The organism is Marinilabilia salmonicolor (assembly GCF_003003035.1).
Taxonomy (GTDB): domain Bacteria; phylum Bacteroidota; class Bacteroidia; order Bacteroidales; family Marinilabiliaceae; genus Marinilabilia; species Marinilabilia salmonicolor_A.
In genome coordinates, this window is the sequence record NZ_PVTS01000007.1 from 107,125 (window position 1) to 121,574 (window position 14,450).

At 42.4% G+C, this 14,450-nt stretch carries 7 protein-coding genes and 1 tRNA gene; 3 read left to right on the plus strand and 5 right to left on the minus strand.

Translation table 11 applies throughout. The annotated features are described in order from the left end of the window. Positions 1 to 25: 25 nt before the first annotated feature. The 3 genes from BY457_RS08960 to BY457_RS08970 form a co-directional block, all read right to left on the minus strand. Positions 26 to 2,077: an alpha-ketoacid dehydrogenase subunit alpha/beta gene (locus BY457_RS08960; RefSeq protein WP_106152994.1), complete on the minus strand. Its 2,052-nt coding sequence runs from the start codon at positions 2,075 to 2,077 to the stop codon at positions 26 to 28. A 173-nt stretch (positions 2,078 to 2,250) separates the two neighbouring features. Continuing rightward, positions 2,251 to 3,591, minus strand: coding sequence for a dihydrolipoamide acetyltransferase family protein (locus tag BY457_RS08965; protein ID WP_106152995.1), 1,341 nt, complete (start codon positions 3,589 to 3,591; stop codon positions 2,251 to 2,253). Positions 3,592 to 3,818: 227 nt separating this feature from the next. Then, positions 3,819 to 5,282, minus strand: coding sequence for a tryptophanase (locus BY457_RS08970; protein WP_106152996.1), 1,464 nt, complete (start codon positions 5,280 to 5,282; stop codon positions 3,819 to 3,821). A gap of 357 nt (positions 5,283 to 5,639) precedes the next feature. Here BY457_RS08970 and BY457_RS08975 point away from each other — a divergent pair, with 357 nt between their 5' ends. Both BY457_RS08975 and BY457_RS08980 read left to right on the plus strand, forming a co-directional pair. Next, positions 5,640 to 8,984, plus strand: coding sequence for a ligand-binding sensor domain-containing protein (locus BY457_RS08975; protein ID WP_106152997.1), 3,345 nt, complete (start codon positions 5,640 to 5,642; stop codon positions 8,982 to 8,984). Positions 8,985 to 9,031: 47 nt separating this feature from the next. Then, a tRNA-Gly gene (locus BY457_RS08980) sits at positions 9,032 to 9,103 on the plus strand. A gap of 54 nt (positions 9,104 to 9,157) precedes the next feature. Here BY457_RS08980 and thrA read toward each other — a convergent pair. Together thrA and BY457_RS08990 are read right to left on the minus strand one after the other, a co-directional pair. Next, positions 9,158 to 11,593, minus strand: coding sequence for a bifunctional aspartate kinase/homoserine dehydrogenase I (gene thrA, locus BY457_RS08985; protein ID WP_106152998.1), 2,436 nt, complete (start codon positions 11,591 to 11,593; stop codon positions 9,158 to 9,160). 124 nt (positions 11,594 to 11,717) lie between these two features. After that, complete coding sequence (locus BY457_RS08990; protein ID WP_106152999.1) at positions 11,718 to 12,587, minus strand: histidinol-phosphatase; 870 nt, start codon at positions 12,585 to 12,587, stop codon at positions 11,718 to 11,720. Positions 12,588 to 12,874: 287 nt separating this feature from the next. Here BY457_RS08990 and BY457_RS08995 point away from each other — a divergent pair, with 287 nt between their 5' ends. Beyond that, positions 12,875 to 14,449, plus strand: a complete 1,575-nt coding sequence (locus BY457_RS08995; protein WP_106153000.1) for a peptide chain release factor 3 — start codon at positions 12,875 to 12,877, stop codon at positions 14,447 to 14,449. The last annotated feature ends 1 nt before the right edge of the window (position 14,450 follow it).

Here is a 14,450-nt window from a genome sequence, read left to right on the forward strand (position 1 = left end):
TTTGTTTAAACCAATTCGCCTTTCTTTAATAGGCTGCTAATTCACGGGCTGCTTTAAGCACTTTCTCTGTATTGGGCAATGCTGCTGCTTCCAGTATCCGGTTAAATCCAATGGGTGTAAACTCTGCTCCCAAGCGCTTAACCGGTGCATCCAGCAGTTCAAATGCTTCATCTGCGATGATGGCTGCCAGCTCTCCTCCAAATCCGCCAAATACTTTGTCTTCATGAACCACTAAAGCCCTGGATGTTTTTTCCAGTGATTTCAGAATGGTTTCTTTATCCAGAGGGATGAGTGACCGAATGTCAATCACCTCCACTTCGAGGCCATCTTCCTTACTCATCTTTTCGGCAGCTTCCAGACACATGTGAGTGGTATTTCCATAGGTGATGATTGTCATCTTGTCACCTTCGCGTCGTACGCGGGCTTTTCCAAAGGGAACCTCAAAATCATCCGGTACAACGCTTGCAGCTTTGGGCGAATTGTAAAGGGCCTTGGGTTCCAAAAACAGTGTTAATCCTTCGGAGCGCATGGAAGTTCTCAGCAAACCTGCTGCATCATCGGCAAATGACGGGTAAACAACCCTGATTCCGGGGAAAGTTGCCAGAGCTCCCTCGGTGGTTTGTGAATGGTAAAGTCCGCCCCCGATGTAACCTCCCGATGCCAGACGGATGGTGATATTGGGTGAGAACTGTCCTTTGGTCCTCCAGTATTCATGGGTGGTCTCCACATATTGTTCCATGGCAGGCCAGAAATAATCGGCAAACTCAGCACCTTCCACTACAATTCTGATTTTCTTGTTGTAGCGCGACATGCCATTGGCTGTTCCCATGATATAATCCTCTGCAATAGGGGCATTAAACACTCTGTGCTTTCCAAACTCCTGCTGCATTCCCTTGGATACGTTAAACACCCCTCCTTTATCCTTGTTGGCAATGTCCTGCCCCCACAAGTAGGTATCAGGATTGTGACGGAATTCCGCTTTCAGCGTTCCGTTAAGGGCTTCAATAAGTTTAATTGAGTTTCCTTCTCCTTTATGAAGACCATCAGGATATTTTTCACTTTTGTAAGGCTCGGGAATAACAAAATCGTGAATAGATTCGGGTTTGGGATCAGCCGCTTTAATGGCCTTTTTGTGAGCATCCTTTACCTCCTTGGTAACTTTCTCCTCAATTTCTTTTAGTTCGTCCTCAGTAGCTTTCTCATACCGAAGCAACATTCTTTTGTATTTGGCCAGTGGATCGTACTCCTTCACATAATTCAATTCATTCTCATCACGATACAACTCATGACGATCGGAGTTTGAGTGAGATCCTATGCGCACACAGTTGGCGTGCACCACCACCGGACTTTGCTCTTTTTTAGCCCAGCTTACAGCCTCTTCCATGGCATTCATGGAGTCAAAAACATCTTTACCGTTGCAGTAGATGATGCGCAGGTTTTTGAACCCTTCAAAGTTATGAGCAACTTTACGGTTGGCAGTTTGATCTTCTTTAGGTACTGAAATTCCGTATCCATTGTCCTGGAATACAAAAACAACAGGAAGTTTTTCGCGCGAAGCTCCGTTGATGGCTTCATATACATAGCCTTCAGAAACAGAGCTCTCCCCTTGTGAACTGATGACCACCGCATCATTTTCCTTGTAAGTTTTAAGTGCCCTACCCAATCCGGAAGCATGCAGTGTATGGTTACCGGTTGCGGAACTCACATTATGGATGTTCCATTCGGGCTTGGCCAGGTGATTGGACATATGTCTTCCTCCTCCGGCAACGTCTGCATCTTTGGAAATACCATTATAGATAACCTCTTCTGCAGTCATTCCTGCTGATACGCAGGTCTGCAAATCGCGGTAGTACGGAAAAAGATGATCTTTATTTTTTTTGAAATTCTGACCAATGGCCAATTGAATGCCATCATGCCCCGCTGCAGGAGCATGATACGACCAACCAATGGCTTGTTTGAGGTAATTCGGGGCACGTTCATCAAGTGTGCGTCCCAAAAACAACAGACGATACCACTCCAAAAGGGTTTTCTTATCTGTTTTTTTTATTGAATATTTTTCAGGAAAATTACTCTTCATCAGTATAAAGTTTATTTTCAAAGATCTGACAAAAACAATATGGAAACCTGACTTCTTAGTTTAATGAGACTGGTCATTGCCATACTTTTTTTGATCAGAACCTTTTATAATAATTATAAGTCTTCAAAAACTCATTAACAGAATGATTGAACAATGCTGTTGCGGGAGGAAAATTAAACCTCCCGATCAATGTCAGCCTGCTCCAGGTAATCGGCCACACGACGAAGGAACATTCCTCCCAGGGCTCCGTCAACCACACGGTGGTCGTATGATAGAGACAGGAACATCTTATGGCGAATGGCAATCACATCACCGGTGGGGGTTTCTATGACGGCAGGTTTCTTTTCGATGGTACCTGTTGCCAGAATAGCCACTTGTGGTTGATTAATAATGGGGGTTCCAATGGTATTTTTGAATGAACCGAAGTTGGTTATGGTAAAAGTACCTCCCTGAATGTCATCTCCGGACAATTTGTTGTCGCGTGCAGCTGCGGCAAGCCTGTTCATTTCGGTAGCCATTCCCACCACATTTTTCTGGTCGGCTTGTTTTACCACGGGAACAATTAAGTTTCCGGATGGCAGTGCAACGGCAATTCCGACATTAACATTCTTACGAAGAATAATATTGTGACCATCAACAGAAGCATTCACCCCCGGGAAATCTCTCAGTGCTTTGGCCACAGCCTCACCAAACATTGGCATGAAGGTGAGTTTTTCACCATATTTTTTCTGGAATTCATCTTTCACTTTATTTCTCCACAGTACCAGATTGGTCACATCGGCTTCTACCATTGAAGTAACGTGCGGGGAAACCTGCTTAGACATAACCATATTATCGGCAATCAGCTTACGAAGACGATCCATTTCTTTTATCTCATCGCCCTCTCCTGCTGTTACTTTAGGTGCCTGAATGGTTCTTGCGGCTCCTTGTTCAGCCGTTTTTTCCTGTTTCGCGGGTTCTGCAGCTTTCTTTTTTGTCGATGCTTTGCCGGCATTACCCGACTTCAGATAATTCAACAGATCTTCTTTGGTAACGCGTCCTTCGCGGCCACTGCCTTCGATGGTGTCCAACTCTTTGAAAGAGATGCCTTCCTCTTTAGCAATACTTCTGACTAGGGGTGAGTAGAACCGATCACTCTCCTGCTGATTTTCCTCACCTGTAGCTTCACTTTTTTCCGTTGATTTTGATTCAGCAGATGTTTTTTGTGGTTCTTCTTTTTTTGCAGAAGCCTCCTCTTTTGAATCGTTGCCATCCTCCTCGTCTCCTTCTTCTCCTTCCAGTGCAACGATCGCAACCGGAGTTCCTACGGCTACCACATCATCCACTTCGAATTTAATTTCTTTGATGGTTCCGGCCACAGGAGACGGAATTTCCGAATCCACTTTATCGGTGGCAATTTCAAGAATAGGATCATCCTCTTCAACGGTGTCACCTTCCTTGACAAACCATTTTGTAATGGTGGCTTCTTCCACACTTTCGCCCATTTTGGGCATCAATATTTCAAATGTTGACATATCAGTTGGGTTTAATTTTTTGTAATTTACGAGTGGCAAAAATAGAACAATGTTTTATTTAAAACAAATCCAAATAAAAACTACTATCTTTCATTGTTTTTCTCTACAAACTACTTCCAACGTATTTTTGTTCAACAAAACGACAGATTTTATTCTCAAACATAAAAAAACCGGCATTTCCATATTCGGAAATGCCGGTCAAACCTAAAATCTAATCTGTTCCGGGATTAGAGACTATTACCAAAATCTTCCTTGAATTTTTCAACCAATTTCTGTGGCCAGTCACTCACGGGAGCCAGCCGGCCCATGAAAAATCGCAAAACTTCAGGCTCCTCAACAAATTTAAGTCCACCGACCAATTTTCTATTCTCAAACAACCAATGAACGCGGTCAATAAGAAACTTAGTCTGTGACAAGGTAAACACCCGTCGGGGAAAGGCCAGGCGCAGAAGTTCCATGTCTGCCAGCACATCTTCCCCGTTTTCGTTACGTACACTGGAAATTGTACCCCTTTCCATACCACGACAGCCTGAAATAATATACAACGCAGCTGCCAGTGCTCCCGCAGGATACTCTTTTTGCGGAATGTGCTCCAAAAAAGACATTGCATCAATGTGGCACCCTAATGCCCCGGCGGGAGTAATAACCGGAATGCCCCGGGCATCAAGTTCTTTAACTGTATATTCAATAAATGAAGGCGACTGACTGATGACTGTTTCATCGGTTGTTTCCTGAAGTCCGACTGCCATGGCTTCAATTTCCCGAACCGACATTCCGCCATAAGTCAGAAATCCTTCGTAAAGAGGCACCAAATCACGCATCTTCAGAAAAAGTTCATGGCTATTGGTACAAATGCCACCACCACGGGTAGAACTCACTTTGCGTGAAGAAAAATAGACGATGTCGGCAAACCCGCACATCATGCGCAAGATATCGCGTATCGAGGTATTTTTAAACTCCTCTTCACGTTGTTTGATGAACCAGGCATTTTCTCCAATAAGACTGGCATCCAGTACAATCATAATTCCATATTCATCGGCTACCGCTTTTACCTCACGCATATTTTGAATGGAAAAAGGCTGACCTCCGATGAGATTTGTAGAAGCTTCGAGCCTGATGAATGGGATGTGCTCTGCTCCATACTGCAAAATGAGATCTTTTAACTGCTGGATATCAATATTACCCTTAAATGGATGGTTACTTTTTATTTTTAACCCTTCTTCAGTCAATATTTCGAATATTTTACCGCCGTTCAATTCCATGTGGGCTTTGGTGGTGGTAAAATGATAGTTCATGGGAATGATGTCACCGGGCTTAATGAAAACCTGAGAAACAACATTCTCGGCTGCCCGCCCCTGGTGAACCGGAAGTATATGCTCTTTTCCGAAAACATCCCTCAAGGCCTCCTCCATCCTGTAAAAACTCTGACTTCCTGCATAGGCATCATCTGCCTTAAGCATCGATGAAACCTGATTGTCACTCATGGCATTGGTACCACTGTCGGTCAACATATCCAGAAATACATCTTTGGTATTCAGTAAAAAAGTATTGTATCCACCTTTGTTTATTGCATCCAGTCGTTCATCTACCGGGCGAAGATGGAGTTTTTGTACGATTCTGACTTTGTGAAGTTCAACCGGAATGGTTTCTTCACCATAAAAACGAATGGAGGGGGTTGTTTGATCATTCATGATTTTTGTAGGAAAACAGGTTTGGTAAAATGAATAAATACTTAAAATTTGAGTTTTAAAGAAATAAATTATAATTATTTAGTTTATTTTTCTTAAAAACCGTTACAAATATAATGGATCGAGTGTGGAAAATATGACAAAAATCAATAAATGTTTCAGAAATCTTATATTTTAAACTGAATACAAATAAAATATAATTGGTGTCCGGTTAGAGCATTGAGATCAGATAAAAAATCAGGAAAAAAATAATTTTAGATTATTTATAACTTTTTCCAGATTACATAGTATAATAATGTTGATAAAGAACATTGGGTTTTTAGGTTGGGATTGGGCCCCCGACTTCTTAGGGTAAAAAATATGCGGGCATTACTACTATTCCTTCTTCTGATATGGGGGCAGCTGTTTTCACATGGACAGTCACCTAATTTATACTTTAAGTCAATTCCGGCACAGAAACAACTCTCCAGCCAGTTTACCACAAGCATTACACAGGATCAAAAAGGATATATCTGGATTGGAACCATTGATGGATTAAATCGATATGACGGGCAGCGGATGAAAATCTTCCGCAACAATGAAGAACAAAATACCGGATTGGCCAATAACAACATTCAAACACTGTTTGCTGATAGCAAAAACAGGATTTGGATTGGCACGGCCTGGGGGCTATCGATTTATATTCCCGAAATCGATGGTTTCAAACTGGTCTCTTCGAATGAAAACACCAATGGTCTTGAACGCTCTTTTACCACCCGGGTGTCTGAAAACAGGAATCATGAGATTCTGGTCGCTACAGGGGCATCCATCTATCGGTACAATGAGCAAACGAAACAATTTGTGCCGGTCATCGAATTAGAGGGAGGTGAAATTACCTCATTTTGCACAGACAGGAATAACAATTTATGGGTTGGGCAAAATAACGGAGGTGGCATTCATCTTTTCCGATATGATGAAAAATATGAAAAGGAGGAACTTCCCCAATGGATTTCTACTGATCTGGAAAATGAACTCAATCAACTTGAGATAACAGATTTGATATATAAGGACAGTTTGTTGTGGATCGCATCAAGAGGCAAAGGCATTACTCAGCTCAATTTCAGAAAACAAACTACTCAAAAGTTTCTTACATATGATTACAATGCTTTTGTCATTGATTTGTATATCGACAAACATGGGGCACTTTGGTCTTGTGATTACGCCGGATTAAAAAGATATAACGTCCAAAACAATACTTTCGATGAGTATTATGAAGAACCTGACGGAGCCAACAATGTTAAACATAACCCAATTAAAATTTTTCAGGACAATCAATTCAATTATTGGGTCCTTTATTCGGAAGAAGGTCTTGATTTTGCCTCAGCTCAAAGAGGATTCCAACACTTCGACGGCAATCCTGAAAGTTATTGGCCACTGGGCGACGAAAATGTATTTTCCATTGCAGAGGACCGCCACGGAAATTTATGGACGGGGGGTTTCAATGGTGGAATCACGGTTTTTCAATGGGCGCAGCAAAATGTAACCCGCTTCGTGCCTGAAGAAGGAAATCCTGAATCTCTTGCCAAGGGTTCTGTTTTTGATTTACACTTAGACAGCCGGAAGGATATGTGGGTAGCTACCTATTCCCGCGGAATTCAAAAATTCAACCCTGAAATCAATGGATTTATCTCTTTTTCACATGATAAAAACAACCCTGAATCAATTGCGGGAAACGACATCAGGTCAATAGAGGAAGATGACCATGGCAAATTTTGGCTGGCTGTACATGGGATTGGCATCGATTATTTCAACCAAAAAACCGGTGTCTTTGAACACTATACTCCAAAAAACAGCAATCTCTCCATTGAATGGACCAACCAAGTGTTGTTGGATTCGAAGAATAATTTGTGGGTAGCAACCTCCAACGGTCTGAACTTGAAGAAAGAAGGATCGGATGTTTTCAAAGTCTATTTATCCTACAATTCCGATAATCCAAGTGCTTTAAAGAGTAACGATGTTATTTGCTTGCATGAGACACCCGACAGTTCTATCTGGGTAGGAACAACCTTTGGGTTATACAGGTATAGTCCGGAAACAGACAACTTCGTTTTTCATTCCGAGGACTTTAACAATCAATACATCTGCAGCATAGAGCACGACAATGAGGGGAAGCTCTGGGTAAGCACACACGGAGGCATTACCGAATACAATCCGGCAACCAGGAAGGTATTCAATTTTGACACTTCCGATGGACTGCAGGCCAATGATTTTAATCTAAAAGCTTCTTACAGGGATGGAAATGGCAACCTTTTTTTTGGGGGCCCGGGAGGTTTAAATTCTTTCGATCCAGATAACATAAATTATAATCTGACTCCTCCGACAGTGGTTTTTACCGATTTACAAATATTTAATGAGTCCGTTGATTCCTTCGGAGCTGACAAACCCCTTTCACAACACATCAGTTATGCCGATACCGTGGTACTCGACTATTCGGATAAGTTTTTTACCATAAGTTTTACTGCCATTAACTTTATCCAGCCATCGAAGAATCAATACGCATATAAGATGGAGGGCTTTGACAGTCGCTGGCACTATACAGGTAACAATAGTGAAGCAACTTTCACCAATCTTAACCCGGGCACTTACACGCTCAAGGTAAAGGCTGCCAATAATGATGGCATCTGGAATGAAAAGGGAATCTCCATTAAAGTAAAGATTAAACCGCCATGGTATATGACTCTTTGGTTTCAAATGGTCATTATTGCTTTGTTTTTTATAGTGATTTACCTGGTTGTTCGCATTCGCACCCGGATGCTGCGCCGTCAGAAAGTGGCACTCATTGCTTTGGTAAATGAAAGAACCAGGCGGCTTCATGAAAAAAATAATTCCCTTAAAAAGAGAACCATAGAACTGGATGACATCAACCGGGAATTGGAAAATCAAAAGCTTACCATACAGCAACAAGCTGATGAACTAAAAAAACAAGCGGGAGAATTGCGACAGAGTAATGATAACCTGCAAAAACTGAACAATACAAAAGACCGGCTTTTTTCCGTCATTGCCCACGATGTTCGCTCACCTTTTAACACCATCATTGGTTTTTCCAGTATTTTAAAAGAACTTTCCAATGAAGGGGGTAATAATCTTTCAAGAGAATATGCCGGATATATTTACGATTCGTCCAACCAGGTGCTGGCGCTGATGGAAAATTTGCTCTATTGGGCCCGCTCTCAAACCAATGAAATAAGTCTGAATACCGGGTCTGTATCTATTAGAGATATCTTCGAGGATAATCTCTCCCTTTTAAAGGAGAGTATGATAAAAAAAGGTATTCAACTGGACAGTTCCGGGCTTGATTTCTCCATAAACTTTGAAGCTGACACGGAGATGATGCGGATTGTTGTTCGGAATATTTTATCAAATGCCATTAAGTTTACTCCCTATAAGGGAACAATTACCTTAAAGACAGAAGTAAAAAAAGATCAGCTAATTGTTTCTATATCAGACTCCGGCCAGGGGTTAACACCTGAACAAATTGAAAAAATCAAACAACCGTCTCAAATATTTTCTACTCCCGGAACTCATGGAGAAAAAGGATCAGGCCTGGGGCTAACCGTTTGCAAGGAATTTGTAGAACGGCATAACGGACAGCTAATTGTTGAAGGTTCTCCCGGAAAAGGAAGTCGGTTTGGCTTTATATTTCCACTGGCAAAATATTTTTTTTAATCCATGATCCTTTCAATTCAAATAATTTATATTTTTGTAACCACTATGCGGAAGTAGCTCAGTGGTAGAGCATCAGCTTCCCAAGCTGAGGGTCGCGGGTTCGATCCCCGTTTTCCGCTCACAAATAAGCCCGGTGTCTGCCGGGCTTTTTTGTTTATTTGTTTCTTATGGCGCTATACATTAGCAACTTTGATAATATCAGCAAAGACGCCTGCTGCGGTAACATCTGCTCCTGCCCCATACCCTTTAATTTGCATGGGGTGCTCAAAGTAATGTTCCGACCAGATTAACACGATGTTGTTGCTTCCTTCCAGATCGTAAAACGGATGCGTCCTGTCCACTTCCATTAGTCCTACAACAGCTTTCCCTTCTGACGTAAGTCTGGCACCATAGCGAAGCCTTTTTCCCTCCTTGAGTGCCTTTTGTCTTCTCTCTTCAAAGGGAGCATCCAGTTCTTTTACTTTTCTCATAAACTCCTCAAGCGAAGGCAAATCCAGATACTCCTGCGGGACAAAAGGTTCAACCTGAACATCGGCCTCTTCAAGGTTGTAACCCGACTCACGGGCAAGAATCAATGATTTTCTAACTACATCGGTTCCACTCAGGTCAACACGCGGGTCGGGTTCACTGAACCCCTTTTCTTTGGCTTCTATAATAACCTCTGACAGAGGCTTATCTTCTGAAAGTGTGTTTACGATATAATTCAAAGTACCGGAAAGCACTGCCTCCAATCGTACGATTTTATCCCCACTTCGAACAAGATCATTGATGGGTGCAATGATTGGAAGTCCCGCTCCCACATTGGTTTCGAAAAAGAAGCGTATTCCCTTTTCACGAGCGGTATCTTTTAGTTTTTTATAAGTGGAATAGGAAGATGAACTGGCTATTTTATTGGCGGTAACCACCGAGACGTTGGCATCCAGCAGTGATTGATATATAGCAGCCACCTCTCCGCTGGCGCTGCAATCCACAAATACACTATTGGCCAGGTTCATATCAATAATCCTGTCTCTGAAATCTTCAACAGTTCCCGGAATGCTCTCTTTTTCAAGGTTCTCTATGGCTGTTGAAGCGTCCATGCCTTCATTGTTAAGAAGCATGCCTTTTCTGCCTGCAAGACCGATTAATCTGATCTTTAACCTGTTTTCGTTCATGAGTTTTTCGCTCTGGGCAGCAATTTTATTCAGCAGTTTGCTTCCCACGGTTCCTTTTCCCACCAGGAAGAGGTTCAATCGCGAATAATCAGAAAGGAAAAACGATTCATGGATAACATTCAGGGCTTTCTTTATATCCCGTTCTTTGATAACAAACGAAATATTCAGCTCGGAGGCACCCTGTGCTATTGCATAAACATTTACTCCGTTTTTGCCGACACTATTGAAAAGCAATCCGGACATTCCGGTGGTATGTTTCATATTCTCACCCACAATTGCCACCACCGCCATTTGGTCATCAATGACAATTCCGCTAATGTGCCGATCCTCCAGTTCTCTTTTAAACTCTTTTTCGATGGCTTTCCGGGCCTTTTCAGACTGATCACTTTCAATGACAATACTGATGCTGTTCTCCGAGGAAGCCTGTGAAATTAAAATCACATTTATCTCTTCTGCTGCCAGCGATGCAAATAAACGCATGGAGATACCTGACACACCCACCATGCCCATTCCGTGAACGGTGAGCAATGATACATTTTTAATGGAAGAAATTCCTTTAATCTGCCTGGGCTTAGGGGTTTCTTTTTGTCCGTCAATGAGTGTTCCGGGGGCTTCGGGGTTGAAAGTATTTTTTATGGTGATGGGAATCTTCTTCTGATAGGCCGGCAGGATGGTTGGGGGATATATCACTTTGGCTCCAAAATGCGACAGTTCCATTGCTTCGGCATAGCTCAGGTGTTCAATGCAATAAGCCCTGCTAATCACCTTAGGATCAGCGGTCATAAAACCATTCACATCGGTCCATATCTCCAGCATATCAGCATCAAAGGAAGCAGCCAGCAAAGAAGCGGTGTAATCCGATCCGCCGCGACCCAAAGTGGTGTTATCGCCCTTTTTATTGCTGCTTATAAATCCGGGAAACAAAGATATTTTGTCAAGTTCCGGAACAACTTCCAAAAGCAACTTATTGGTAGCCTCCAGATCAACCTGGCTCCTGCCGTATTCAACATAGGTTTTGATGTATTTACGACTGTCGAACCATTTGGCATTCAAAAAAGAAGCTATAATCTTTGAGGAAAGACGCTCTCCAATTCCTGAAATGCTTTCCAGACTTTTTCTGCTCAGTTCCCTAATCAAAAATACCCCTTTGGTAATGGAGTTGAGTTCATCGAATTCGGGCGCTACCATATCAAAAACTTCCTGCTGCTTTTGTTTATCCGAAAACAAACTTTTGATGGAGTCCTGATGTATCTCTACAATCTGTTTTACTTCCGAAGCATACTGGCCGTCTCCTTCTGCCGCCAGCGTGGCAGCTTTTATGAGCCGGTCGGTTATTCCGCCAAGTGCAGAAACCACTATTACAACCCGGTTGTTCTGGTTTTGGATAATATCTTTTACTCTTCGAATATTGTCGGCAGAACCAACAGATGTGCCGCCAAATTTCAATATCTTCATTCCTGATTTATTTTTCGATTAAAAGTAGTATGGGATTGGCAAATGTAGCAAAAAAGAGAGGAAATATGACAAATGTTATGAATTTCCCCGGTTTGACCAATAAAAAGTGTGTTGATCGCTGTATTTACCATTCAATACCGTCTTTCTCAAAGTTCTTTGGAACAAAATCTCCTGCCTGGTTATTGTACTGCCACAGATGCTTTATATTATTTTCCAGTAGTAACTCAGCCACCTCCATAAATCCTGAAAGCAGGTTTTCGGGCTTATGCGCGTCACTGTTCAGCGTTACCGGAATTTTGTTTTGAGCCATCCATTTAAAATGTGTGGAGGACGGAAAAGTGTATTCGGCTGCCTCGAAATACTTCGTGTTAATCTCCACAATCACCTCTTTTTCGGCGGCAAGTTTCAGGGTGCTTCTGACCTCTTCCAGATACCAATCGGCTGTTTCATCAAAAAAGAACCGGTTTCGGTTGTGCATTCTGATTTTATCCGGATGTCCGAGTATTTTTGGAGGATCTTTTTCCAGCATTTCTTTCTGGAGATCAAAATAGCGCTTAATTATTTTTCGGATGTCACCTCCAAAAATTTCATCCATTCCTTTTACAAACTTAGGTGTGGCATCGTCAATGGAGAATGGCGCGTCATCCTCAAATGCATCAACAAAATGGACAGAGCCCACTGTATAATCCAGGGAGGCATTCGGAATACGAGGATGATGTGGTCCGGCAACAGAAGGAATGTAATCAACTTCCATGGCCGAAAGGAGATTTATCTGATTCTTGTATTTGACTTTAAGATCAGCCAGATCTTTAATATAAACCGGGAGCTTTTCGGAAAGCATATTCCAATCGGTGGTAAATGGTACCGGAGCATGACTGGAAACACCAATGGTATTCATGCCAAGCTCAATGGCTTTCAGTACATAATCTTCCGGAACTCCCTGTCCGTCGCAGTAAAACGAATGTCCGTGGTAATTGGCCCAGCTTTTCTCCATACAAATTTTTTATTTCTGATTGCTATAGAAGTGTCTGTCTATAAACTAAGCAAATTCTGTTTTTAGAACTGTGTCTGTTCAGAAAGTGCCAGTTACAAGCGTAACGCAGTAGATGGTACTTTATGACAAACACTAATTACAAATAAAGGGATAAAAGGCTTAAACCGCAAAAGAAGCTTTCCCCTGCGTAAATACTTCAAGAGGAAATCTATAAAATAAAACACCTTAAAATAGTGGTATGGTTCGATTGCAATGACTAATTTTGCACCCCTAAAATTACATGGACAATGACATTTAAAGAAGAGATAAAACGCCGCCGCACATTTGGCATCGTTAGTCACCCTGATGCAGGAAAAACCACGCTGACCGAAAAGTTTCTGTTATTCGGAGGTGCCATTCACGTAGCCGGGGCGGTGAAATCCAACAAAATAAAAAAAACTGCTACTTCCGACTTCATGGAAATCGAGAAGCAACGGGGAATATCCGTGGCAACCTCGGTTATGGGTTTTGAATACAACGGATATAAAGTTAATATTCTTGATACACCGGGGCACCAGGACTTTGCCGAAGATACCTATCGGACGCTTACTGCAGTGGATAGTGTAATTATTGTTATTGATGCCGCAAAAGGTGTGGAGGCTCAGACCCGCAAACTTATGGAGGTGTGTCGGATGCGTCAAACACCGGTAATTGTCTTTGTTAACAAAATGGATCGTCCCTCCCGGGATCCGTTTGAAGTATTGGACGAGATTGAAGAGGAACTCAAAATAGAGGTCAGGCCATTGAGCTGGCCCATTGGCAACGGAACGGATTTCAAAGGTGTTTACAATCTGTTCGACAAGAGCTTGTATCTTTTTACACCCAATAAGCAAACCCTGGAAGAGGGGCTGAGCCTTGATGTCAACGACAATCAGCTATCGGAAGAGATCGGGCAAACTTCGGCCGATACCCTTCGCGAAGAGTTGGAACTGGTAGAGGGAGTTTATCCTGAATTTGATAAAAATCCGTATCTTGAAGGGAAACTGGCACCTGTTTTTTTCGGAAGTGCCTTAAATAATTTCGGAGTCAGGGAACTGTTGCACTGTTTCCTCGAAATAGCGCCTCCTCCCCGTCCGTCAAAAGCTGAAGAACGGGTTGTAGAACCCGACGAGGAAAAATTCAGTGGCTTTGTTTTTAAGATTCATGCCAATATGGATCCGAATCACCGAAACCGGTTGGCTTTTGTTAAGATTTGCAGTGGTCATTTTCAGCGCAACACAAACTATCAGCATGTACGACTGGGCAAGCAAATGAAGTTTAGCAGTCCGACGGCTTTTATGGCCGAGAAAAAATCCATTGTAGAAGAAGCTTTCCCGGGCGACATCATTGGCATTCCGGATTCAGGCAATTTTAAAATCGGCGACAGTTTGAGTGAGGGGGCTTCGCTTAATTTCAAAGGTTTGCCCAGCTTTTCACCGGAACTTTTCAGATACATTGAAAATGCCGACCCGATGAAATCCAAACAGCTTGCCAAAGGTATCGATCAGCTGATGGATGAGGGTGTAGCACAGCTGTTTGTTAGTCAGTTCAACGGAAGAAAGATCATTGGAACAGTAGGTGCCCTTCAGTTTGAGGTTATTCAGTACCGGTTGTTACACGAATACGGAGCATCCTGTCGTTATGAGCCTATTAATTTGTATAAAGCCTGCTGGCTGGAGGCTGATGATCAGGCAGAACTGCAGGATTTCAAGAAGCGAAAGAACCAGTATATGGCCACCGACAAATTTGGACGTGATGTTTTTCTGGCCGACTCATCCTATATGCTGGATATGGCCAGAGAGAATTTCAAGGGTATAAAGTTTCATTTTACTTCTGAATTTTAAA